General features: G+C 53.0%; 23 protein-coding genes. 11 read left to right on the plus strand and 12 right to left on the minus strand.

Annotated features, from left to right (window positions below; all coding sequences use genetic code 11):
- A complete protein-coding gene (locus tag ACO2Q8_RS00375) occupies positions 1-162 on the minus strand; it encodes a hypothetical protein (protein ID WP_423342785.1) in 162 nt (53 codons plus the stop codon).
- 265 nt (positions 163-427) lie between these two features.
- On the opposite strand from ACO2Q8_RS00375, the gene ACO2Q8_RS00380 reads away from it, so the two are divergent.
- Both ACO2Q8_RS00380 and ACO2Q8_RS00385 read left to right on the plus strand, forming a co-directional pair.
- Positions 428-883: a hypothetical protein gene (locus tag ACO2Q8_RS00380; RefSeq protein WP_423342786.1), complete on the plus strand. Its 456-nt coding sequence runs from the start codon at positions 428-430 to the stop codon at positions 881-883.
- Positions 884-965: 82 nt separating this feature from the next.
- Positions 966-1424, plus strand: coding sequence for a hypothetical protein (locus tag ACO2Q8_RS00385; protein ID WP_423342787.1), 459 nt, complete (start codon positions 966-968; stop codon positions 1422-1424).
- Between the two features lie 16 nt (positions 1425-1440).
- Here ACO2Q8_RS00385 and ACO2Q8_RS00390 read toward each other — a convergent pair whose 3' ends face one another.
- Complete coding sequence (locus tag ACO2Q8_RS00390) at positions 1441-2766, minus strand: OmpA family protein (protein WP_423342788.1); 1326 nt, start codon at positions 2764-2766, stop codon at positions 1441-1443.
- Positions 2767-2864: 98 nt separating this feature from the next.
- Positions 2865-3653: a hypothetical protein gene (locus ACO2Q8_RS00395; protein ID WP_423342789.1), complete on the minus strand. Its 789-nt coding sequence runs from the start codon at positions 3651-3653 to the stop codon at positions 2865-2867.
- A gap of 212 nt (positions 3654-3865) precedes the next feature.
- Between ACO2Q8_RS00395 and ACO2Q8_RS00400 the strand changes: the two genes are divergently transcribed.
- A complete protein-coding gene (locus ACO2Q8_RS00400; protein ID WP_423342790.1) occupies positions 3866-4132 on the plus strand; it encodes a hypothetical protein in 267 nt (88 codons plus the stop codon).
- A 40-nt stretch (positions 4133-4172) separates the two neighbouring features.
- On the opposite strand, the gene ACO2Q8_RS00405 is transcribed toward ACO2Q8_RS00400, so the two are convergent.
- Positions 4173-5624, minus strand: a complete 1452-nt coding sequence (locus ACO2Q8_RS00405) for an amidohydrolase (RefSeq protein WP_423342791.1) — start codon at positions 5622-5624, stop codon at positions 4173-4175.
- A gap of 214 nt (positions 5625-5838) precedes the next feature.
- Between ACO2Q8_RS00405 and ACO2Q8_RS00410 the strand changes: the two genes are divergently transcribed.
- The 3 genes from ACO2Q8_RS00410 to ACO2Q8_RS00420 all read left to right on the plus strand — a co-directional run bounded on the left by ACO2Q8_RS00410 (position 5839) and on the right by ACO2Q8_RS00420 (position 8507).
- Entirely contained in the window at positions 5839-6261 is a 423-nt protein-coding gene (locus ACO2Q8_RS00410; protein WP_423342792.1) for an OsmC family protein, read from the plus strand.
- Positions 6262-6440: 179 nt separating this feature from the next.
- A complete protein-coding gene (locus ACO2Q8_RS00415) occupies positions 6441-6908 on the plus strand; it encodes a hypothetical protein (protein WP_423342793.1) in 468 nt (155 codons plus the stop codon).
- 114 nt (positions 6909-7022) lie between these two features.
- The gene (locus tag ACO2Q8_RS00420; RefSeq protein ID WP_423342794.1) at positions 7023-8507 is read left to right on the plus strand and encodes a helix-turn-helix domain-containing protein; all 1485 of its coding nucleotides are present in this window, start codon (positions 7023-7025) and stop codon (positions 8505-8507) included.
- A 90-nt stretch (positions 8508-8597) separates the two neighbouring features.
- On the opposite strand, the gene ACO2Q8_RS00425 is transcribed toward ACO2Q8_RS00420, so the two are convergent.
- The 3 genes from ACO2Q8_RS00425 to ACO2Q8_RS00435 all read right to left on the minus strand — a co-directional run bounded on the left by ACO2Q8_RS00425 (position 8598) and on the right by ACO2Q8_RS00435 (position 12752).
- The gene (locus ACO2Q8_RS00425; RefSeq protein WP_423342795.1) at positions 8598-9785 is read right to left on the minus strand and encodes an acyl-CoA dehydrogenase family protein; all 1188 of its coding nucleotides are present in this window, start codon (positions 9783-9785) and stop codon (positions 8598-8600) included.
- A 9-nt stretch (positions 9786-9794) separates the two neighbouring features.
- A complete protein-coding gene (locus tag ACO2Q8_RS00430) occupies positions 9795-11876 on the minus strand; it encodes an alpha-L-fucosidase (RefSeq protein ID WP_423342796.1) in 2082 nt (693 codons plus the stop codon).
- A gap of 165 nt (positions 11877-12041) precedes the next feature.
- The gene (locus ACO2Q8_RS00435; RefSeq protein WP_423342797.1) at positions 12042-12752 is read right to left on the minus strand and encodes a TerC family protein; all 711 of its coding nucleotides are present in this window, start codon (positions 12750-12752) and stop codon (positions 12042-12044) included.
- 357 nt (positions 12753-13109) lie between these two features.
- Here ACO2Q8_RS00435 and ACO2Q8_RS00440 point away from each other — a divergent pair, with 357 nt between their 5' ends.
- Entirely contained in the window at positions 13110-13745 is a 636-nt protein-coding gene (locus tag ACO2Q8_RS00440) for an MCP four helix bundle domain-containing protein (RefSeq protein WP_423342798.1), read from the plus strand.
- A gap of 110 nt (positions 13746-13855) precedes the next feature.
- Here ACO2Q8_RS00440 and ACO2Q8_RS00445 read toward each other — a convergent pair whose 3' ends face one another.
- A complete protein-coding gene (locus ACO2Q8_RS00445) occupies positions 13856-14398 on the minus strand; it encodes a dihydrofolate reductase family protein (protein WP_423342799.1) in 543 nt (180 codons plus the stop codon).
- A gap of 328 nt (positions 14399-14726) precedes the next feature.
- Here ACO2Q8_RS00445 and ACO2Q8_RS00450 point away from each other — a divergent pair, with 328 nt between their 5' ends.
- Together ACO2Q8_RS00450 and ACO2Q8_RS00455 are read left to right on the plus strand one after the other, a co-directional pair.
- Positions 14727-16316: an FAD-dependent protein gene (locus ACO2Q8_RS00450; RefSeq protein WP_423342800.1), complete on the plus strand. Its 1590-nt coding sequence runs from the start codon at positions 14727-14729 to the stop codon at positions 16314-16316.
- Positions 16309-16947, plus strand: coding sequence for an NUDIX hydrolase (locus ACO2Q8_RS00455; RefSeq protein ID WP_423342801.1), 639 nt, complete (start codon positions 16309-16311; stop codon positions 16945-16947). Before ACO2Q8_RS00450 ends, ACO2Q8_RS00455 begins: the two co-directional genes overlap by 8 nt.
- A gap of 9 nt (positions 16948-16956) precedes the next feature.
- Here ACO2Q8_RS00455 and ACO2Q8_RS00460 read toward each other — a convergent pair whose 3' ends face one another.
- Positions 16957-17748 (minus strand): hypothetical protein, encoded by a 792-nt coding sequence (locus ACO2Q8_RS00460; protein WP_423342802.1) that lies wholly within the window; start codon positions 17746-17748, stop codon positions 16957-16959.
- Between the two features lie 463 nt (positions 17749-18211).
- On the opposite strand from ACO2Q8_RS00460, the gene ACO2Q8_RS00465 reads away from it, so the two are divergent.
- Together ACO2Q8_RS00465 and ACO2Q8_RS00470 are read left to right on the plus strand one after the other, a co-directional pair.
- Positions 18212-20875 carry a DNA gyrase/topoisomerase IV subunit A gene (locus ACO2Q8_RS00465; protein WP_423342803.1) on the plus strand — a complete coding sequence of 888 codons (2664 nt, stop codon included), beginning with the start codon at positions 18212-18214 and terminating at the stop codon, positions 20873-20875.
- Between the two features lies 1 nt (position 20876).
- Positions 20877-21584, plus strand: coding sequence for a SanA/YdcF family protein (locus ACO2Q8_RS00470; protein WP_423342804.1), 708 nt, complete (start codon positions 20877-20879; stop codon positions 21582-21584).
- A 2-nt stretch (positions 21585-21586) separates the two neighbouring features.
- Here the strand turns inward: ACO2Q8_RS00470 and ACO2Q8_RS00475 are convergent, their stop codons facing one another.
- The 3 genes from ACO2Q8_RS00475 to ACO2Q8_RS00485 are packed head-to-tail and all read right to left on the minus strand — an operon-like array spanning position 21587 to position 23709.
- Positions 21587-22306, minus strand: coding sequence for a DUF2490 domain-containing protein (locus ACO2Q8_RS00475; protein WP_423342805.1), 720 nt, complete (start codon positions 22304-22306; stop codon positions 21587-21589).
- The gene (locus tag ACO2Q8_RS00480) at positions 22266-22916 is read right to left on the minus strand and encodes a DUF4956 domain-containing protein (protein ID WP_423342806.1); all 651 of its coding nucleotides are present in this window, start codon (positions 22914-22916) and stop codon (positions 22266-22268) included. The genes ACO2Q8_RS00475 and ACO2Q8_RS00480 overlap by 41 nt, the downstream gene beginning before the upstream one ends.
- Entirely contained in the window at positions 22864-23709 is an 846-nt protein-coding gene (locus ACO2Q8_RS00485) for a polyphosphate polymerase domain-containing protein (RefSeq protein WP_423342807.1), read from the minus strand. The genes ACO2Q8_RS00480 and ACO2Q8_RS00485 overlap by 53 nt, the downstream gene beginning before the upstream one ends.
- Positions 23710-23713 lie beyond the last annotated feature (4 nt).

A 23713-nucleotide genomic window follows, 5' to 3' on the forward strand; every position in this document is an offset into this window, starting at 1 on the left:
TTAACCCAGACCGCAGGCCGGACAGTTATAGGGTTGTTGTTGCTCGGGATTTTTCTTGTCCTTTTCAGGTTTCACATCGTCATCCACCCCGCAGGCCGTATTGACGGTTGTAACCGTAACGGCCACAGCAATTGTCTGAAGCAAGGTTTTCGGGAGTTTCATAGGATAAAGCCGACCGGGGAAATGCCGGTCATTCGAACAGATTCCGTTGAGGCCGAAAGGGTTGGAAGTCTGTTCATTTTTTGTTTTTACCCAGTTTCACCGTTAAAAAACCGCTACCCAATTATCGTAACAATCCGGTCGATCTGCCGGTTATCCAGCTACACCAAGACAAAAGAAGAAAGAGACTAGACAAGCGATTGGTTGCCTAAAAAATGAACGGCAGTCTCTCATCTTTTCTCTATCTTCTAAATACTCTAAATACTATATGAACGATCCAGCAAAAAGCCTTTGGCAAGCCCTCGGCAGCGGTCTGTTGGGCGCAACGGTCTTGACGGTAGTCCACGAAACCGCCCGGCATTTGATCGCCGAAGCCCCCCGGGCCGACATTCTCGGCATGCGGGCCATCCGAAAAGTAATGGATAAAACCGATGCCAGGCAACCCGACGACGATACGCTCCACACCTGGGCGTTAGGGGGTGATTTGGTAGCAAACACGGTTTACTACAGCCTGATCGGGTTGGCTTCTCCCCGCTACGCTCTGCTGACCGGTACTGCTCTCGGACTGGCTGCGGGGGCCGGAGCGGTGGCGCTGCCGGGGCCGATGGGCCTGGGAACCGCCCCGAGCCAACGGACTACGGCTACGGCCGCCATGACTGTCGGCTGGTACCTGCTCGGTGGCTTAGCCACAGCCGGAGTGTATACCTTGCTGAAGCGTCGGTGAGAATGGAAGAGCAACAGGTCGTTTTTTACACGAAGTTGAAGCATTTTCCGTTCATAGGAAAAATCGTCCTGTTCCGTCGTTTATGAAAACCGCTTTCTTGCTTGGCCTGATGCTGAACACATTATGCGCAACAGAAGCCCACTGCGCTGCCTTGCTGATGAAGGCAGACTCTTTGCCGGGGGCATCTTCCGGCGGTTTTACCCGGGTCCGGTTTCAATCCGCTCCGTCAAGGATTGCGTTTCAGCCTGTGTTGTCGCTACACGGTTTTTCACAATCGGTCCGGCGCGTGGGCGTAACCCATGCCGAAGCCGGTGATGTTAGCATAGGCATGGCATTAGGTCTCGATGAAAAGAGCCTTGCTGTTTGGGCGAATAATGAGCTTTTAGAACCCGGTAAAGATTATATCTACCTGCCCGAAGGAAACCGGGTCCGGATTCTGAACCAGCGGGTACTGGCATCGGACGGAACCCTTGAAATTATGTATAAAGCCCAGCGGTTTAGGCCCCACCCCCGCTTTGCCATTTCGACGGAACCCAAATGAATCAGCGCATTGGGGCTTAGTTTCGCGAGAAGTGAATGACCACCCGGCGGTTTCGGGTTTTGCTTTCCTCCGAATCATTGGGAGCCACGGGCGAATCCGGCCCTTTCCAGGTCATCGAAAGCTGGCTCAACTGCGCGCCTTTCAAGCGCAGGTAATGCGCCACGGCTCGCGCCCGGTACTCGGACAGGGTAATGTTCAACTCGCGCTTGCCAACATTGTCGGAATGCCCCGTAATCCGTGCGAACAGGGTTGGTTGGGTTGCCAGCACCCCGTAGACCGAATCCAGCCGGAGTTTGGCTTCTTGGCGTAAACCGTATTCACTTTGGTCGAAGTAAAGCACCGTGCTGTCGAAAAACTTCCGGGATGCCGTTGAGCCAGCATTGGAGGAAAAAACCGCCGTCGGGTCCGGGTTGGTCGCACCCATCTGCATGAACATCAGACCAGGTTTGGCAACCAGTTTTTCGTTCATCAGTAATTGGCCATCCGAAGTCGTTGCAGAAAACTCGTATTCTTCGCCGGGATTCAACAAGCCTGGATGCCTAAACTGGATGGGAAACTCCGTTTCGAACCATATTTGATTTCTTGCCATATGGTGGAATTTATACTTGACTTTGCGGTCTTTCGGAACGTCGTACGACATAGCCAGGTTGTTGTTGAGCGGCAGGAGTTTGATTTGGCAAAGGTATTCCGGCGCTGTTGATGAACCCGTCCTGATTTCGCCCCGGTACGGCTGAAAGCCCCGGGCGCGTACCTCGAAGGTCAGTTGATCATCCGGTCGGAACCAGGCCCCCGTTGGTATCCGGGTCGAATCGACCGGCAGACACTGCGTTTGGCCGGTCCGGGCGCTCGTTACACAAACCGTAGCCTGCATTCGCCGGAATGATCGGGCTTCCAGCACCCTGAAGAAGAGGGTTTTATCATCTTTTTTCGCCCGGTTATTCACCTTTTTTTGGTTCCGGGGCTCCACAGCGTCATACGCCCGAAGCACTTGTTGCGAATCCGGGCTGATGGTCGGTATATCAATGGTAAAGTGAGCCTTCCGGTCGATGTTGCCCAAAACCGTAACCGGCACGGTGGTGCTTGGGTAGCCCTCGGCTTCGAAGGTCAGCGCCTGGATGGATGTCGGAATCCGGAGCCAGAACAAACCGGCCGGGTTGCTTTCGCCCATCAGCACTCGTTGCCCGTCCAAGGTGCCGAAAATCCGGGTTTTCAGGTCAACGCCGGTGGTGACATCCCAGTAAATTCCACTGACCAAAAGGCTGTCGGAAATCGGAGTATCATACAAACTTTCCGGTTTCGGACTTGTCAGGCATAGCAGGCCGGAGAGTAGCAGCGAAAACATTGGCGATACGGTTTAGGAATGAGCAGTTGGGTTCGGATTCTCGCTGCGGCACGGCCGGAAAGATCGGAATTTCGTTGAAAACGCAAAACCGACCGCTGTTACCGGCACGTTATGGTAAAGTCCAGTATCGTGTAATACGTGTTGCCGTTTTCGACAAAATCGGTGTACCGACGAGTGGGGCGCCCCTCGCTATCAAACAGGTAGTGATAGTCGACACGGGAAGTCACCGAGCCATCACCGGCATGATCCTCTTCCTGAATGAGCAGGTTGCGGCTGGCTTTGCCCATAAATTCCGGCTCTACGTAGCCAATGTTGGGTTTAGAGAGGTTATACGCAAACGTCCGGTAGCTGTTGACCGCCCCTCCCGGCGTTGAACGGTATTCGATCCGGACAACATTGCCATTTTCGATAATGTAATTGGTCGTCCCGGACTCGTTCGTGTCTTCGATCAAATACCCTTCTGAATCGTAGCTCAATCCGGTTCGGGCCCACAAGCCGCGCTCATTGACCGGAAACACATCGACCGCTACGGGCTCAGGCGAACCAAAGTTATACACCTTGCGCGTCACTGCCGTCGGACTGTATTCATACGTCGTACGCTGATCGACCGTGCTGCCAATAAACCGGTAATACTGACGCTCAATCAGCCGGTTTTGCTCATCAAACTGGTAAGAATACGATCGGGCTTTACCAATCGGGATCTGTTGTCCGTCGAGTTCAAAGATTTCGTCCTTATTCCGAACTTCCCAAAAGGAGCTTTTTTCCAGAATGTCGAGGGTGCGAATCTGACAGTTGGGCGTTGACGGTTGATGATCCTGTACGGTACAGGCATCGAGGAACATCAACAACGTTGCCGGCAGGCAACACAGGCGGAGAAATGATTTCATAGCGGTGTAGGATTTTGGAAAACAATTACCTAGCAAGAGCAGAATCACCGGAAAAAGGTTGCAGTGTTGTCAGAAAATTTACTAAATGCTCTGAAACTAGGCAACTCGTTGGTTTACATCCCTGCTTTCAGCGAAAATAAAAAGCATACAGGTTGGCTAACAATTGGCGGAAAAACCGGTTAGGCAAAATAACAATCAAACCCTGGTGAGAGATGACGGAGGAAGAGCAAAACGAAATCAATGCCAAACAGGCCATTAGTCCGGCCGGTTTAGGCGATCAGTCGGTGAGCGGAACCAGCGGCCTGGGCAGCCAGATTCCGGATGAGGAAATCAACGATATCCCGCCCAGCGACCTGGAAGACAAGTACCTCGATGGGGATGTCGATGAAACCGGGGCCAATGTCCGGGAATCGCATCCGAACCGCAACCGAAACGGAAAACCGCAACTCGATAAACCTTCCTACGGGGGAGGTCACTAACGGCAAACGGGGCGCTCAGGCGCCCCGTTTGCTTTATGTATTATTTCCGGTAATCGAGGGGCGGTTTTCGGTCGCCAGCCAGTGACTTGTACACAAACCCTTCTCCGCCCCGCGCCTGCTGCAATTCGGTTTTGGCCTGCTGCAAAACGGCCGGTTGCTGAAAGAGGTCGAGCGCCGTTAGGGCTATGGTTTTCGCGGCCACCATCATGCCTTTAAAGCCAATCGACATCCCGTCGCAGGCCACGGCCTGCCAGCTATGCGCCGGTACGCCCGGCACCCAGGTCGCGGCCGACAAGCCGACGGTGGGCACCACCCAGCTAACGTCGCCCACATCGGTCGAAGCCGAACCCACGCTGTTCAGCCGGTAGGGCTGAATGTCCGCGGCCTGGCTCAGGGGCGGTAACTGATCGGCGTTGACGGTTTTCCGAATCTGGTTGGCAAATTCCGTTTCCCGGTCCGAATACCGGTTTCCGCCCACCTGCTCCAGATTTTTTTGCATCAATTTGGCCAGCGTCTCGTTCGGCAGGAGGTTGTACAGGCCCGCAAGGACTTCATGGCTCATGGTGGTTTCGGTGCCGAGGGCGGCAGCCTGCGCAATTTTCATCAACCGTCCCCACACTTCTTCCAACCCCTGGGCCGTTGGGTGCCGGATGGTGTATTCCACTTCGGCAAAATCGGGAACGATATTCGACGTCAGCCCGCCTTTTTTGATCACATAATGAATGCGCGTGGTCGACGTTACGTGTTCGCGCATCAGGTTGACCATGTAATTCATGGCTTCGACGGCATCCAGCGCCGACCGGCCTTTTTCGGGTGCGGCTGCTGCGTGAGCCGCCAGCCCGTTAAACTGGAAGTTGGCCACGCGATAGGCCAGCGACGAAGCCGGGCTGGCGCTGTTGGCGTCGCCGGGGTGCCAGTGCAGCACGGCATCTGTTTTGTCGAACAAACCAGCTTTAACCAGGTAGGTTTTGCCGCCCCCGGCTCCCTCTTCCGCCGGGGTGCCGACCAACTGAATGGTGCCGGATTTACCGGACGCTTGCAAATAATTTTTGACCGCTATGGCTGCCGCTACCGAGCCAACGCCAAACAGATTATGCCCGCACCCGTGACCGTAGGCATTTGGAACCAAGGGTTTGCGAAACGGCACCGAATCCTGCGACAAACCGGGCAGCGCATCCATTTCGGCCAGAATACTGATCACCGGGCTACCTTTCCCGTAGACAGCCACAAAACCGGTCGGCATGTCAGCGACGCTGGTTGTGATTGTAAAGCCCTGCTGCTGGAGCTCCTTCTGTAAAAGGTTGCTGGTTTGGTGTTCCAGGTAACCGGGCTCGGCCAGTTTCCAGATCTGTTGCGCCAGTGATGAATAGTGGTGATACTGCTTGTCGAGTTGGGCAACGACAGTCGTTTTTTCTTTCTGAGCAAAAACCGGCCCAGCCAAAACCGCCAGCATCCAGCAAACAAAGACAGAAGTTTTTTGTAGTTTATACATAAAATAAGGTGATTAATTTGGATGAGCAAACCCTTTTCCAAATTTTCGGTGGTTTGACCGAAAATATACGAAACAGCACACGTATTTGCTACCGGAAAACGCGCGAACAAACGGAAAACCAAACCGTATTTTTTTTACCAATACCTAAGAATCGTGGTGAACCGGTTCGGAACATTTCTTACTTTTCCGGCTCAAACTCTAATTCACCCATATCATGGACATTAAACGCAATGCCACCGCCCATTGGGAAGGTTCGGGCAAAGACGGCAAAGGCACTCTGACCACCGCCAGCACCGTTTTGAACAACACGCAGTATTCATTCAATACGCGGTTTGCCGATGGCGTAGGCACCAATCCGGAAGAACTCGTCGCGGCTGCTCACGCCGGTTGTTTCGCCATGAAGCTGGCCTTTAACCTCCAGGAAGCCGGTTTTACGGCAACCTCCCTTGACGTAAAAGGCGTCATCACGCTCGATACCAACACCGGCAGTATCAGTAGTTCCAAACTGACCCTGACGGCAAGCGTTCCGGACATAACGAAAGAAAAATTCGACGAACTCGTCGCGGATGCTGAAGCCAACTGCCCCATTTCCAAATTGCTCAATACCGCTATCAGCGTCGAGACAACGCTGGCTTAACACGGCCTTTTTACAGACAGTCCCGCAGGCAGTTTTCAAGGCTGACGGGGCTGTCTGTTTTCATTTGCCGGTTTTCAAAATTTTCCTTTACCGACTACATACAATTATCAGCAGGCGGTTTTCGTTTGATAGATTGAAAATAATTCTCGATTTTCGAACATCCCTTTCGATCTACCACAATGACCAGAATCAGACTAGTATTTCTCCTTTTTATCTTCGTTGCGAGTGTATCGGCGTGTAAAAAAAGCGGCTCCGGGGAGGATGTCGATCCGCGCGAGCAGTACCTGGGCGTTTATGACATTGATTATTCGTCAAAAACGAGTGTAACACCAGGCTGGCCTACTTACAGCGAAGATGCTGGTGAAGGCACTATTACGATCACGAAAGCAGATGGGGCCAACGAAATGAGCCTCTTAATCAACTTTGACAATTATAGCTCTACAGAGCTCGTCAAATTGAATGGCTCTGAGTTTACCATGAATCGGACCAGGGATAATCTGCCCTTTGGAAACAAAGTTTACGATGGTGAATTTACGGGCACCGGCCGGTTTGAGGGCAATACCATTACGATGAATTCGGTCACCAAAGTTAGCCAGAACGGTGGCTTGGTCGAATGGAAACGGGCTTACAAAGGCTCAAAACGATAAAAAGCATTCTTTAAAAAGTCCACCCGGTTTCTGAGGATGCCGGGTGGACTTTTTTGTTTGCCGGTATTTTAGCGGTATTTTTACCAGAAGTAACCCATAAACCCCCGCGATTCAGTGGCTCAAACTCCCGACCCGATCCGCTTGCTTTTTGGCCTGAAGTTGAAACAGATTCGGTTGGATAAAGGTCTTTCCATCAGCGAGCTAGCCCAAAACTCCGGGCTTTCCATTTCGTACATTACCGAAATTGAGAAAGGGCGTAAATACCCCAAAACCGACAAGATAGCAGCCCTGGCCAGGGTTATGGATGTTGATTACGACACGTTGGTTTCGCTGAAACTCAACAAAAAACTGGAGCCAATTTCCGACCTACTCCGGTCCCGGTTTCTGACCGAAATCCCGCTCGAACTGTTGGGCATCGACCCCTCCGACCTGCTCGAACTGCTGGCCGAAGCCCCGGCTAAGGTCAGCGCCATGATCTCGACCATCATGAACATCGGCCGGAGTTACCACGTCAGCGTGGAACGGTTGTACATGGCGGTTTTGCGGTCGTACCAGGAAATGCATGACAATTATTTCGAGGACATTGAAGACGAAGGGGACCGGTTTTTGACGGAGTTTGCCTCGGGCCACGCTTCTGTCGATGAAGCGCTGCTCACCAGCCTGTTACGCACCCGCTACAATTACCAGATCCAGCCGTTCGACCGGGAAACGCACCCGGAGTTGGCGGCTCTGCGGTCGGTTTTCCGGCCCGAATCCGGCACGCTGTACCTTAACAGCCATTTATCGTCGGAGCAACGAACGTTTATTCTGGCGCGGGAAGTTGGTTTTCAATACCTTAACCTGAAAACTCGTCCGTATACCTACTCGTACGTCGAAGCCGACTCGTTCGAGCAGATGCTCAACAACTACAAGGCTTCGTATTTTGCCGGAACCATCCTGATTCGCCGGCTCGATCTGGTACCCCGTTTGCAGGAACTCTTCGACCGGCCCACCTGGAGCAATGAGGATTTCCTGGGCCTGATTCAGTCGTTTCATGCCACGCCCGAGCGGTTTTTCTACCGACTCAGCAACCTGCTGCCCAAGTACTTCGGCATCGACCAGTTGTTTTTTTACCGGTTTAACAACACGGCTGGTCAAACGAATTTCCACCTGACCAAGGAAATGCACCTAACCCGCCAGCAAGGCCCGAAAAGCATGGCGGATGAGCATTACTGCCGCCGGTGGGTCGCGCTCACGATCTTGCAGGAACTGGCGTTTCTACAAAAAAACAAAAACCATGTCGGGGCCTTGTGCCAGGCACAATTGTCGACCTATGCCGATACCGGCAACACGTTTTTCATCGTCTCGGTCGCCCAGCCCTACCAACCGCACCAGCAGCAGAACATGAGTGTATCGATGTGCTTCAAGCTGACCGACACGCTGCGCAGCAAAATGCGGTTTTTGAATCCGCTCACCCCCGACATTCCGCAGCGGATCGTCAACGAAGCCTGCGAACGCTGCGGCATTTTCGACTGCCGCGAACGCGTAGCGGCTCCCACCGTCCTCCAGAAAAAGCGCCAGATCGACGCGATGCGAAAATCCCTGGAAAAACTTAAATGAGTTATGAGTTAAGAATTAAGAGTTATGAGTTGGCTCCGCAGGAATAGAATGCGTCAGCCAACTCATAACTCATAACTCTTAATTCTTAACTCATTTAAACGCTTGGATGCCCGTGATTTCCTGGCCGAGGATCAGGAGGTGGATGTCGTGGGTGCCTTCGTAGGTGACGACGGATTCGAGGTTCATAAGGTGGCGCATGATCGGGTAGTCGCCCGTGATGCCCATGCCGCCGTGGATCTGCCGGGCTTCGCGGGCGATGCGGAGCGCCACCTCGACGTTGTTGCGTTTGGCGAGCGAAATCTGGGCGGTCGTGGCCTTTCCTTCGTTTTTCAGCACGCCCAATCGCCAGCAGAGCAACTGCGCTTTCGTGATCTCGGTCAGCATTTCGGCCAGCTTTTTCTGAACAAGTTGGAACGACGCAATCGGTTTGCCAAACTGCTGCCGCTCCAAGGCATAGCGCCGGGTCGAATCGTAGCAATCCATCGCGGCCCCCACCGCCCCCCAGGCAATGCCGTACCGCGCCTGATCCAGGCACCGCAGCGGGCCTTTCAGTCCGTCGGCTTCCGGCAACAGGTTTTCTTTGGGCACCTTCACGTCCTGAAAAACCAGTTCGCCCGTCGCGCTGGCCCGTAACGACCATTTGTGGTGAATTTCGGGCGTAGAAAAACCGGCCATGCCCCGTTCGACCAGCAAGCCCCGGATGCGCCCCTGTTCGTTTTTGGCCCAGACCACCGCCAGATCGGCCACGGGTGAGTTGGTAATCCAGAGCTTGGAACCATTGAGCAGAAAATGGTCATCGTGTTCGGTGAAGGAAGTCTGCATACCGGCGGGGTTTGAGCCGTGGTCGGGTTCAGTCAGGCCGAAACAGCCGAGCAGTTCGCCCGAGGCCAGTCTGGGCAGGTATTTCTGTTTTTGTTCTTCGGAACCGTATGCAAAAATCGGCCACATCACCAGCGAGCTTTGCACCGACACGCAGGAGCGCATCCCCGAATCACCCCGCTCGATTTCCTGCATCATCAGGCCATATGCAATCTGATCCAGGCCGCCCCCGCCGTACTCCGCCGGAATGGTGGGGCCAAACACGCCGATTTCGCCGAACTTCCGAACCAGGAAAGCCGGAAATTCGGCCCGCTGAGCATAGTCTTCGATGATTGGGCTGATTTCCCGATTTACAAACTCTCGCACGGACGCCCGCACCAGCTTCTGCTCTGGCGTCAACAGCTCGTCAATTTCGTAAAAATCCGGGGCTTCAAAGCCCGCTGATGCATACGTAGTCATTTGGAATAGTTAGTTGACGATCACCCCAACCTCAGCCGCCGAGGCAAACTGCTCGTTCTCGTTGACCGAAGACAGGGCCACCAGCTTGATAAACCGAGCCTGCTGCGGACTGGCAAACGGTACGGTTTGCTTTACGGGGTTGTTTTTGATGTTGGCAAAGGACTGTTTTTCCAAAACCGGTTTCCAGTCGGTGCCGTTTTCGCTCACGTAAACGCTGTACTGATAAATTGTACCCTCGGTGCGTCCGTCCTGCCGGGGTGTGTAGGTGAAACCTTTCAGATTAAGCGTTTTGCCCAGGTCGATAACCAGTTCCTGCGGCAGTCCTGTACTTCCCTCTTTCCGCGACGATTGCCAAACCGTTCCCGGATTCGAATCAATAGCCCGGCTGGCCGACCGTTTTGCATTTTCGTCGCTATTCACCACCGACCATTTTTCTGGTGCCAGATCGAACGAAGCCAGGATGGTTTCGGAAGCATCGGCCCCGTTGTTGATAAACGCCCGGGCTTTGATGGTGCCGCCTTGGGCAAACGGGAACGGAGTCGTATACCGCGCCGAGGCCAGCGTCGGTTCGGAGCCATTGGTGGTGTAGCGAATCACCGGGTCGGCCACGTCAGACGTGATCGTGACCATGCCCTGTTTGCTGCGCGCGATTTCCGGGTTTGATAGCAACTCGGGGGCTTTGTAAATACCGCATTCGGCCAAAACCGGGCAGGCATTGGCATCCAGAATCGTCACCCGTACTTTGTCGGTTTTCAGGGTCGGAAACACCAGAATCCGCTTGTAGCCAATGGTGGTTTGCTGGTCGATGGTTACGAAAGTTTTGCCGTTCCAGGCTTCCGCTTTGAACGATTTGACGCGCTGTCCCAATGGAATGTATTCCTGCAGCACAATCCGGTTAATTTCGGTCGGTTTGCCCAGATCGACCACGAACGAACCCGTTCGAACGGCGTCGTCGGTCGTCCAGTAGGTGTCGAAATTGCCATCGAGCAGGTTGACTGCCGAAAACCGCCTGTCGTTGCCGCGCGTGACCGAAGCCGTGGCGGTTTTGCCCAACGCCAGGTTTGTTCTAAACGATTCGGCAACGGTTTTCCGGAATTCCATCAGCCGGGCCGAATCGTTCGGATGAATCAGCCCTTTGGTCGAAACCGGCACATTCAGCAGCAAATTGCCATTCCGGCCCACCGACGAATAATATATCTTCATCAGGTGCGTCAGCGTTTTGACCCGGTCGTCGGTTTCCGGACTATAAAACCAGCCCGGCCGGATCGACACATCGACCTCCGCCGGAATCCAGTATTTGCCGTTTTCGTTGCCGGTATTCAGGACGTGCGTCGGCGGGGCTTCGCTGCCCATGCCAAACCCGTCGGTATTCAGGGTCGACCAGTTGGTTTCGCCCGCAATGCCGGATTCGTTGCCCATCCAGCGGCATCCCGGACCAATGTCGCTGAAAATGATCGCTTTCGGCTGGTGCTTGAACACCACGCCCCGGAACAGATTCCAGTCGTAAACCTGCTTTTTGCCGTTAGCCCCTTCGCCATTCGCGCCGTCGAACCACTGCTCGAACACGTCGCCATAGCTACTCAGCACTTCGTCGAGGGTGTTGGCAAATACCTGGTTGTAAGCGGGCGTTCCGTAGGCCGGGTGGTTACGATCCCAGGGCGAAAGGTAAACGCCGAATTTCAAACCGTATTCCCGGCAAGCATCCGACAGCTCGCGCAACACATCTCCCTTGCCGTTTTTCCAGGCGCTTTCCCGGACCGTGTGTGTACTGAATTTACTCGGCCAGAGACAAAAACCGTCGTGGTGTTTGGCCGTGATGATGATGGCTTTCATCCCGGCGGCTTTGGCCGTACGGGCCCACTGCCGGGCGTCTAGATTCGTCGGGTTGAATACTTTCGGGTCTTCGTCGCCGTGACCCCATTCCTTGTTAGTAAACGTATTTGGCCCAAAATGGATGAACATGTAGTATTCCATTTTCTGCCATTCGACTTGCTGGGGGCTGGGGACGGCTCCATAGGGCGCGGGCGGGGCGGTTTTCTGAGCCACCACCCGAAAGGCCATCAGGAATAAGAGGAAGATTACTTTTTTCATGGAAGAGGGGTTATTGAACAAACCGGATTCAGGGTCAAATATACCGCCAAAGCAATTCTAAATTATTTTAAAAACTCACACCCGGCCAACCTTTCGTTGCCAATTCTTCTGGTTGATGGCGTTTAAAACAAAAAAGCCGGAGCGTTGTAGCGCCCCGGCCCCCGCTCACTTCCGGGGTGGCGTTGACGGAACCGTTCGCATCTGGATCAGGTCCACCAGGAAAGCGAAGGCCATCGAGAAATAGATGTACCCTTTGGGAATTTCAAAATGCAAGCCTTCGGCCACCAGCGACATCCCGATAATCAACAGAAAACACAGCGCCAATATCTTGAACGAAGGGTGGCGGCTGATAAAGGCCGCAATGGGTTTGGAAGCAACCAGCATGATGCCGACGGTCACGACCACTGCCGTGTACATGATCCAGAGTTGCTTGACCATTCCGACGGCCGTGATGATCGAATCAATCGAAAAAACCATATCCAGAATCAGCACCTGAATCAGTAAATCACGAAAACCGGCTTTACGGGTGTCAGGCGCGTTGGCATTATCGCCCACTTCGGCTTTGTGGTAAATCTCTTTAGTACTCTTGTAGATCAGAAACAAGCCCCCGGCCAACAGAATCAGGCCTTTTCCGCTAAAATCGATCCCAAACAGGGTAAAGAGGGTTCTGTCGAGTTGCATGATCCAGGCCAGGACGGCCAACAGACCCAGGCGCATGAACATGGCCAGGCCCAGGCCCCAGTAGCGCAGCCGGTCCCGCTGCTCAGGGGGTAGTTTGTCGGCCAGGATGGAGATGAAGATGATGTTGTCGATACCCAGAATGACTTCGAGTACGATCAGCGTCAGGAGAGGAACGATACTATCTGCGAATGCCATAGAAGATTGGATCAATGAGGTCAAACCTAACCGAATGTTACTCACCCGGTTTCCTGTTAACCACGAGCGGTTAGCTGATGTTCTATAACCGGTGTAAACCGCTGTTTCAGGCAAAGTACCGAATCGCAATTTAGCTCCCAAATCGATTTTTAAGGGCAAAATCGATTGTATTTGGGGTTTCTAGCGTGGAGGTAACAAAAATTCAACTAACGCATCCGACAAAAATGGATCCAAATTTATATCTTGAAAACAAGCTGATTAGCACTGGAGGAGTTTCTACTCCGAAGAAGTAGTGAATCGACCGGTCGGCTTTACTAAACAATTCCGGCCGACCCTAACTATCCTTCCACTAACTACATGAAAAACAGTCAAATGAACCAGTCACCACTCCGTCTTACGTTGTTGGTTGTAGGTCTGTTGGGCCTGATCCTGACCAGCATTTTTTTGAACCGTCGGAGTGTTCAGCAAATTCAGGAAGCTTCGGCTTCCATTTATCAGGATCGTTTAGTGCCAACAGCGATCATCGCCAGGCTAACTTCCGATGTTTATCAAAAACGGTTACTCCTTGAGTCCTATGTCTTGGGGAAATCCGACCCTAAGCCCGCCGACCAGGCGTTTGTTTTTGACCGTTTCGATCGTCAGAACGACTCGTTGATGACGGTGTTTGGGCAAACGAAACTGACCCCCAAAGAGGCCGATTTGTATAACCTGCTAAAACAACGATTGGCCGATTATCGTCGGCTGGAGGGTGAGATTATCGGGAATCTGACCGACTTGCCAAAGGCGCAACAGGTCTTCTTTGTGGGAGACGGATACCGAGCGTTCAGCCAGATTGCCCAGACGCTGGCTGAGTTGTCGGCCTTGCAGTTAACCGTCGGTGAGGAACTGCTGAGCCAGTCGAGGGGACAGTCCAACTACATCTATGTACTCACCGCCCTACAGATTGGCCTCGTGCTGTTGATTGCCCTGAGTTTATTCTGGCATCGCTTCTAATCGATCAAAAAAGCCTGATCCTCAAATTTCCATAGTTGGAGTCTATCCGAAAATAGGGAAAGCCTGACAAAGTGAGCTAATTTGTGGTAATTGACCTCGTTTGGAAACGCTCACTCATTTTCGGATAGATTTTTTTTGAACTCATACCTCAGTTCGACCATTCCGTTTTTGTAGGCTGTCACCTCTTTTAAGTGTAAGGCCTGTTCCTGTCCGATTTGGTCAAAAAATCGGGTTCCCTCCCCCAATATAATCGGCAGTACGGATAACCTTATTTCGTCCGCCAAGTGTAAACGAATGAATTCCCGGGCAAGCGCTGCCCCCCCAACAAGCCAGACGTTTTTGTAGGTGGGTTTTAGGTGTTCATTCACCAGTTTCTTCAGGTCACCCGCGTAAAATTCAATTCCGGCTCGTTCAACCGGCAAGTTTCGGTTCGTTACGACCCAGGTTGGTGTGTCACCATAGGCCCACCCATAGGATCTTGAAAGTGCCAGGGCGTGTTCATACGTTCGGGAGCCCATCACATAGCAATCAATCGTTTTGAGAAACGCTTCCGGGTCTTGTCCGGAAACTCCTTTCTCGTAGGTGTCGGTCGTTTCGAACCAAGAAACACTGTTGTCTTTTTTGGCAATCAGGCCATCCAGGCTCGAAACCATGTGGATGGTCACTGAAAAGGCATCTATTATCATTTGTTAGCCATTTGCTCTCTTCGGTTTCCCGGACCAACCCTCTGCTTTTGAAAGCAGTCATGTACAAAACCGTATTAGACAGCAATTTATGCAATTTTATAAGGGAGACTAGTCTTTCCTCTGCTGATTTCTGTACCGAACTGAAGAGAAATTCCCCTCCTACTTAAGGAGTTAGCTCATAAAAACTGTAGTTTTAAGGTCACCGTTTTTTGGATGGGTAGGTATACGGCAGAAAAGAAACCGGCCGCGAACCCGAAACGCCGTTCGCTTGTTGAGGTAATAGGATTTTAGTACGATGATTCATTCTCTTTCGTTGACCCTCGAACCCGCCATCGCATTTGACGAAGCGGCTTTTGAGCGGGAAATATATACACGGCTGCAACTTCCGTCGGACCTCATGGCCCGGCCGGAACCGGAACGGCCTGTGGTCCGTAAAGTCCGGCAATCCATCGACGCCCGCTCCCGGCTGGTCAAGGTACACGTCGATGCCGAGGTATTTGTGGGTGAAGCTCCGCGTCCGTTAATTGCCTATCAGCGCAGCTATCCCAATGTCAGCCAGGCACGCCCGGTGGTGGTGGTCGGGGCGGGTCCGGCGGGCTTGTTTGCAGCTTTACGGCTCGTCGAGTTGGGCTTCCGACCCATTGTACTCGAACGCGGCAGTGATGTCCGGGCGCGTCGGCGCGATCTGGCGGCCATCAACAAGGAACACAAAGTCAACCCCGAATCCAACTACTGCTTCGGTGAGGGCGGAGCCGGAACGTATTCCGACGGCAAGCTGTACACCCGTTCCAAAAAGCGGGGCGATGTTCGGCGGATTCTGGAAATTCTGGTGGCCCACGGCGCGACCGATCAGATTCTGGTCGATGCGCATCCGCACATTGGCACCAACAAGCTTCCTGAGGTGGTGGTGGCTCTCCGACAAAGCATCCTCGACGCAGGCGGAGACATCCGGTTCAACACCCGTATGGTGGACCTACTGGTCGAACAAAATGAAATCAAAGGGGTTGTAACGGACCGGGGTGACGAAATTACGGGCCTGGGGGTCATTCTGGCTACCGGCCATTCTGCCCGCGACGTGTTTCAGTTGTTGCACGAAAAAGGCATTACCATCGAAAGCAAACCGTTTGCGATGGGCGTTCGGATCGAGCACCAGCAATCGCTGATCGATCAGTTGCAATACCACCGGCCCCAGCGGGGCGACTACCTGCCCGCGGCTTCGTACAGCCTGGTCACGCAAACCCGGCACAAGGGGGTCGAGCGGGGCGTGTTTTCGTTTTGCATGTGTCCGGGCGGTTTTATCGTTCCGGCGGCAACGGCTCCGGGCGAACTGGTTGTCAATGGCATGTCGCCCTCGCGCCGGGATTCGAAGTACGCCAATTCGGGCCTGGTGGTGGCCATTCACGACACCGATTTGAAACCGTATCGGCCGTACGGTCCATTGGCCGGGATGCAGTTTCAGAAAGAAGTGGAACAGCGGGCCTGCCAACTGGCGGGTGGCAACCAGACGGCTCCGGCGCAGCGGGTTTCCGATTTCGTCAACGGAAGGGTTTCGCGGGAATTGCTGCCGACTTCGTACCAACCCGGTTTGCAATCGGTCGATATGCAGGCGGTTTTACCCGATTCCATTGCCGCCCCGCTAAAAGCCGGTTTACAGCAGTTCGGGAAATCGATGCGCGGGTATGTCACCAACGATGCCCAAGTGATCGGGGTTGAAAGTCGGACCTCCTCGCCGGTTCGGATTCCACGCCGGCCGGACACGCTCGAACACATTCAGATCCGGCGGTTGTTTCCGTGTAGCGAAGGCGCAGGCTACGCGGGTGGCATTGTTTCGGCCGCCATGGACGGTGAAAAATGCGCTGAATTCCTGGTCAAACAATATGGTTGAAAGCACGTTCCATAGCTTTGCCAACGCCCTGCGGGAGCGACTGGCCGAACCCCTTCCTGGCCCTGAAGCCCATCTGAAAATGGCTTCGGCCTCGCGCCTACGCATGGCTATGCAACCGAACGAGCGAACCCGGCGCAGTGCCGTACTGATTGTGTTTTACCCCTACCAGCATTCGATTTATTTACCCCTGATCCTACGGCCCCAGTACGACGGCGTTCATGCCGGTCAGATGGCCTTTCCGGGTGGCCGCATGGAACGCAGCGACGAAAGCCTGATCCGGACAGCTTTGCGCGAAGCCCAGGAAGAAGTAGGCATCCGGGTGACAGACGTGAAAGTGCTGGGCAAGCTTACAGAACTCTATATTGCCCCGAGTAATTTCTTTGTCCAGCCCGTGGTTGGGATTCTGCCCTACCGCCCGGATTTTTACCCCGACCCCCGCGAAGTTGAGCACGTGGTCGAAGTCTCGCTCGATGAATTAATGGATGAAACCATCATCGGGGCCAATGCCGTCGAAGTGCGCGGCACCATCATCGACGCGCCTTTTTACCAGATCCAGGGCTTCAAAGTCTGGGGCGCAACGGCCATGATGATCAGCGAGTTGCTCATGGTGATCAACTCCGTCACCAAGTAAGCCCAACATTCAGTACGGATACCGAACGACGCTGAGCAACGATTGCCCCGTTGAATCGGCAAACGATTGCAAATAAGCGGCATCACTTAAATCCGCCATCGGGGGCCTTACAATAAAGGCAGGATCCCGGGTTTGGAGCGGTTTTTCCATAGACATCTGCCCGTTTTTTGCCACCATCGTCCCGTGCGCCAGATTAGCCGTCATCCGGAGTCCGGCACCATCGCTGACGACAACCTGCAACACCCACTTTCCATCCGGATCAATCGTCAGGCGTTCTTCGGTGTCGGTGCCCATACCGTCAGTCCTCTGGTAACGCGGGTGTTCGGGCCGGAAGACCATCGTCCGGGGCGCTTCGCCGTAAACCAGCCGGGCAATACGATCGGTTTTGGGGTAGGCTGTAGTTTGAATAGCGGCCAGGGCGGCATTGAAGTCCGGGCGCCTGGCATCAAAACAGGCCGCGATCTGGTTGAACTCGGCCAGGTTGAACGCTGCGGGCGACACATAAACCGTCCAGGGCTGGGCTTCCCGGTTTGTCCGGGCGGAATCATACTCCAGAATAATCCATTGTGGATAGCGCTCCGTGAGCAGTGGGAAACCGACGTTCTGGTCGCTCACAAGTTTGCCATCGAAAGTCAGTGTTGGCTGGTGTCGGTACATGCCCACGCCCACCATTGTGGTATGATCGGTGAGCGTCAGGGAATGCCCGTTGTGCGTGCTCACGACCAGCGTCTTCTCGTCGGGCGAACAACTTGCCAACCCACAGGCCAGCACGAGCAGAAAAGGTAGCAGCATCGAATTCATGCCCCAAAGATCTTGGCCATACCTGCCCGAACCCAGGACCGATTAATATCAGGCGGTTTTGACTAAACTGTAAACGGCAACTATCCGCTCCGTCACAGATTGACCTATATCCAGGTGATTATCTAAAACGGGATTTCTGGCCGGGAAATGGCCTTTCTATTTAAAAATCACTATATTTGTAATACAAGTATTATACAATATGCCGACATCATGAATACAACCTGCTTTACCGGAAATGTCGAATTACTCTCTTTTCGGGAAATGACCTGAACCGGCACTGCTTTTGCAAGTATTTATCAGGCTCCTTAGGAATACAACAGGTCTAAAAGCCTCCTTTTACTGCATTAAGGCACTATTTCTGAAAAACTGTTGTATCTTTAATGAGCTATCGACGGATTATTCCGACCCGCCGATCCCATCAATCCGATAGCATTTACCATCGATTTTATCCGTAATTACCCGAATGAGCGAAATTCTGGACCCCACTGAATTACCGGAAGAGCAAAATGAAGAAACCCTGCATCAGCAAACCGTGGTGTCGGGCCTGTATGAAAATTGGTTTTTAGAATATGCCTCCTACGTCATCCTGGAACGGGCTGTTCCGGCCGTTGAAGACGGTCTGAAACCGGTGCAACGCCGGATTCTGCACGCCCTGAAGGAGATGGACGACGGACGTTTCAATAAAGTGGCCAACGTGATCGGGCAAACCATGCAGTATCACCCGCATGGCGATGCCTCGATTGGCGACGCCCTGACGACGATCGGCCAGAAAAATCTGGTGTTTGACACCCAGGGCAACTGGGGCGATATCCGCACCGGCGACGGGGCTGCCGCGCCCCGCTACATCGAGGTCCGGTTGTCGAAGTTTGGCAATGATGTACTTTTCAATCCGCAAACGACAGAGTGGCAATTGTCATACGACGGTCGGAAAAAGGAGCCGGTGACCTTGCCGGTTAAATTTCCGCTGCTGCTGGCGCTGGGCGTCGAAGGGATTGCGGTCGGTTTGTCCACCAAAATTCTGCCGCACAACTTCATCGAACTGCTCGAAGCGTCGATCAACATTCTGAAAGACAAACCGGTAACCTTGTACCCGGATTTTCTGACGGGTGGCTACGTCGACATCAGCAACTACAACGATGGCGGCCGGGGTGGCAAAGTCCGAATTCGGGCCAAAATTGAAGAGTTTGATAAAAAAACGCTGATTATCCGCGAAATCCCATTCGGTACGACGACGACCTCCATTAAGGATTCGATCATCAAGGCTAATGACGACGGCAAAATCAAGATCAAGAAGGTGGAGGATTTGACGTCGAAAGATGTTGAAATCCACGTTCACTTGGCCCCCGGCGTCTCGCCCGACATTACCATAGACGCCCTGTATGCTTTTACGGAATGTGAAGTATCGGTATCGCCGAATGCCTGCGTGATCATTGACGAAAAACCGCATTTCGTCTCGGTTACCGATATTCTGAAAATCAACACCCACCAGACCGTTCGGCTGCTGGAGCGGGAGTTGCAGATTCACCGGGGCGAATTGCTGGAAAAGCTGCTGTACAGTTCACTCGAAAAAATATTTATCGAAAACCGGATTTACCGGAAAATCGAAGAATGTGAAACCTTCGAGGCCGTTCTTGAAACCATCGACAAGGGGCTAAAACCGTTTAAAAAGCAGTTTTACCGCGAAATTACGGAGGATGACCTGATCCGGCTGACCGAGATCCGGATCAAGCGGATTTCGAAATACGACGGTTTTAAAGCGGAAGAACTCATGCGCCGGCTGGAGCAGGACCTGGCCGAAACCGAAGATAACCTCGCCAACCTGACCCGCTATGCCATCAATTACTTCAAAGACTTGCTGAAAAAGTACGGCAAAGGGCGGGAACGGAAAACCGAGATTCGCGCATTCAACACCATTGCGGCCAATGTCGTGGCTGCGGCCAATGCCAAGCTTTACGTCGACCGTGAAGGCGGTTTTGTGGGCACCGGCCTGAAAAAAGACGAATTTGTGTCAGACTGCTCCGATATCGACGATATCATCGTGTTCCGGCGCGACGGCAAGTGCCTGGTGACCAAAATTCAGGATAAAACCTTCGTCGGGAAGGATATTATCTATTGTTCGGTCTTTAAGAAAAATGACGAGCGGAAGGTGTATAACATGCTGTACCTCGACGGCAAATCGGGTATTACGATGGCCAAGCGGTTCAGCGTGACGGCCGTCACCCGCGACCGTGAATACGATTTGACAATGGGCAATCCAAAGTCGAAAGTGCTGTGGTTTACGGCCAACGAAAATGGGGAAGCCGAAGTGGTTACCATCAACCTGACGGCGCAGAGTACAGCCAAGATCAAGCAGTTCGATTATAACTTTGCCGAAGTAGGTATTAAAAACCGGTCCGCCCAGGGCAATATTCTGACCAAATATCCGGTTCGGAAAGTAAGCCTGAAGTCGGGCGGGGTGTCGACCCTCGGCGGTGTCGACATCTGGTATGACGAACACCTGGGTCGGCTGAACCGCGACGAGCGCGGTAAATATTTAGGCAACTTCGACAACGGTGCGAGCATTTTGGTCGTCTATAAAGATGGACAGTATGAGTTGACAAACTACAACCTGACGAATCGTTACGAACCGGCCGAAATTGCAGTTTTGGAGAAGTTCGATCCCGAGCGGGTGCTGTCGGCGGTGTACTACGAAGCTAACCAGAAGGCTCACTACGTCAAACGATTTAAGGTCGAGACGACAACGCAGGACAAGAAATTCAGCTTCATCGGAGACACCAAAGGCTCGAAGCTGCTGGCCGTCACGGCCGACCGCTTCCCGCGTTTCGAGATTGCGCACCAGATGAAGGAGAAAGGCCCGTTAGAGAAAATGGTGCTGGAACCCGAAGGGTTTATCGACATTCGTGGCTGGAAAGCGCTGGGGGCGAAACTGCCCTTCGCGAGGGTCAAAGAAGTGAAGTTACTGGCCCCGCGACGGAATAATGAACGCGATGTGGTGGAAAATAGAACAGGATCGCCTAACTTACTCGTAGTAGAACCGGAAGTCGACGAACCGGAGGATGAGGGAACCGAAAAAGAAGTGGCTACCGATTCAGAGAAAACGGTTAAACAGCTAGGCTTGTTCTCATGACATGAATTCGATGCCGTACACGACTGGCCGATCTTCCGGCCATTACAAAGGAGCCCGACCCCGCGTCCCGATGTTTGGGGTGAAACGTCTTGTCAAAGGCAGCATTGTCGTTGCCTTTGTGGGTGTTACGGTTGTGCTTCTTTGTAATTTCTGGATCGTGTACAGTACCCGGAGCCAGGTGTATTTCAACATGGACGAACTGCCCACCAATGAGGTAGGTTTGGTATTGGGCACGAGCAAATCTGTCAAAAGCGGCAACGAAAACCTGTTTTTCCGCTACCGGATGGAAGCCACCGCCCGGCTTTGGAAAATCGGTAAGATCAAACACATTATCTTGAGCGGAAACAACGATTCGGAATACTACAATGAACCTTCCGACATGAAAAAGGCCCTGCTCCGGATGGGTATTCCCGAATCGGATATGACGCTCGACTACGCCGGTTACCGTACCTTCGACTCTGTGGTACGCTGCAAGCAGGTGTTCAATCAGGACAAGATCACGATCATTTCGCAAAACTTCCACAATGCCCGGGCGCTCTACATTGGCAATCATCAGGGCATGAAAGCCGTGGCCTTTGCCGCCCAGGACGTGCCGGGGGGCTATTCCTGGCGAACCCTCATTCGGGAATACCTGGCCCGTCCGCTGGCCGTACTGGATGTCTATATCGTTCATCCCCAGCCGATTATGGAAAACAAGGAAATCCGATAAGATTACTTTTTCCTGTATCCGAATTTCACCTGGTAGTTGATCCCGATAATGGTTCCGCTCTGTTCATCCGAACCGCTCAGTGCTCTGTCCCGGAATACCGCCAAATCCAGGCTCTGCTGTTTCGTCAGGCCAATGGATACCCCGGCTTTGTAACGAATCTGATCAAATTCGATTCCGACCAGGTAAAAAAGATCGGCGGAAACAAAGGGCGTAAACCGTCCCACCGCGTAGGACAACTCCAGCTTGTTCCGCAAATAACTGCCTGCCGCCACCAGCCCTTCCGTATCGTCTTTGAATTGATTCTGGTACCGAAGCCGATAATCCAGCTTTAGCTTACGCCAGAGTTTTCGGTCATAGCTGATCTGACCGTAGAACCGGTGATACGGCCGGAAATAGTAGTCGTCGGTTTCGTTGTTCCACTTCCGGCGGCCCGTATACCGGTAAAAACCGCTGATCTCCCAGCTTTTCGTCGGTTTGTACGACAAGCCCAGTTCGCCCAGAAATGCACGGGTAACCGACACATTCTCGCTAAACCGGAGTTGCGTATTTACCTGCATCGAAAACGTTTTGCTGAATTTCTTTTCCAGGCTGATGCCCGACCAGAGTCCCAGGCCGGGACTCTGCGCCAGGCCCACCAAAGGGAGAAAAGCCAGCAGGACCAGGCCAAGCGACCGGAAACGGTTACCGAAGCGGTGTTCCTGTGAGGGATTTGACGGATTCATGGTTGACATCGTTCTGATAGTAGTAAAGGATGATTTGGGCCGAATCCTTCATGAAATCAATGGTCTGAATCTCGATCCGGTGAATTTCCAGGCCCGTCCGCTCTTCCAGATCGAGCAGCAACTCCATCCGCTTATTCGGCACAATCAGGTCGGCCCGGTCGTAAAAGACAGTTTTGCTGAACTCCCTTTTAAATAGCCAGTTGCCCTCCAGCAGTTGCACCATACTCAGAATCAGGCCGTTGATCAACGCCAGCTTATGCCAGCTTCCCTGACTGACAGACGAGATCAACCCCACGGCAATCACCATGAAGAGATACGTCATGTCCCGGGCCGACAAGCCTTCTGTCCGGTAGCGCAGCATCGAAAAAACCGCAAACAGCCCGAAAGCCGCGCCGATCGATAGCTGCACCTGATTCAACAGAAAGGTGATCAGAAAAATGATGAGGTTGAACGTGAAGAAGGTTAGAAACAAGTCGGTCTTCCGGTACATCCGGTAATAAATCAGTCGAATCAGGATCCCCACCGAGCACAGATCCAGCCCCAGTCGAATGAAAAGATCATCCGGCAATTCGGTCAGATTCCGGGCTTCCGGTGCAGAAAGGTGTTGCAACAAGATGGTCATAAGCAAGCAACTTGCGAAAATGGTTGAGTTTTGGTTTGAAGAGATTTTGCTTCAGCGACGGATCAAGGCTAATCAGGCCCAGGCAGTATTTACTCAATGACCCCGGCTGAACCCGGGCCTTTTTCATGAGGTTCAGAAAAAAGGAAGGCTGGCGGGCATCCTGTTTTAACTCGGCAACTACGACCTGCGGGTAAGCCCGGTAACCGAAGTCGTTCCGAAAGTTCAGGTTCAGATCAATCGTCAGTCGCTCGGCCGTCGTCTGGCTCACGAGCGTCAACCGAATGTATTCTACCCACAATACCGGATTCAGCTTGTCGGGACCGAATCCTGTATGCCGGGTCAGAAAAACCGCGCTATCCGGGTCAAACCCTTTTCCGGGCGGGTACGCGTTCGGAATTCGGGTCTTGACCGTCCGGCCTTTGTTCGTTTTATGCTTTATCTCCGTAAACGTCAGGTTTGACGCGACATAATGCCGTTGCCGGATCTTGTACCGATTGAGCCGCTGGGTTCGGTGCGCGTGGTAGAACCGCAGGTCGACCGTATCAAAATACAGCGTTTCATACGCACAGAAGCGTTGTCCATCAATTTCCAGCCAGCGGTAGTGCTCACTTAATTGGTTCAGAAGCGACGGTAACCGACTCAATGGAAGTAGAAACTTGGTGTCGGTCCGATTCATTAAACGGACACGTTCCATCTCCGGCAAGGTAATCGCTGAAAACGACTGCGCCAGGGTTTCAATCGAAGGAGGTGTCAATTCAAAAATGGATTGGGAAGGAACCATACCA

It is taken from the genome of Larkinella sp. VNQ87 (assembly GCF_049445795.1).
GTDB lineage: Bacteria > Bacteroidota > Bacteroidia > Cytophagales > Spirosomataceae > Larkinella.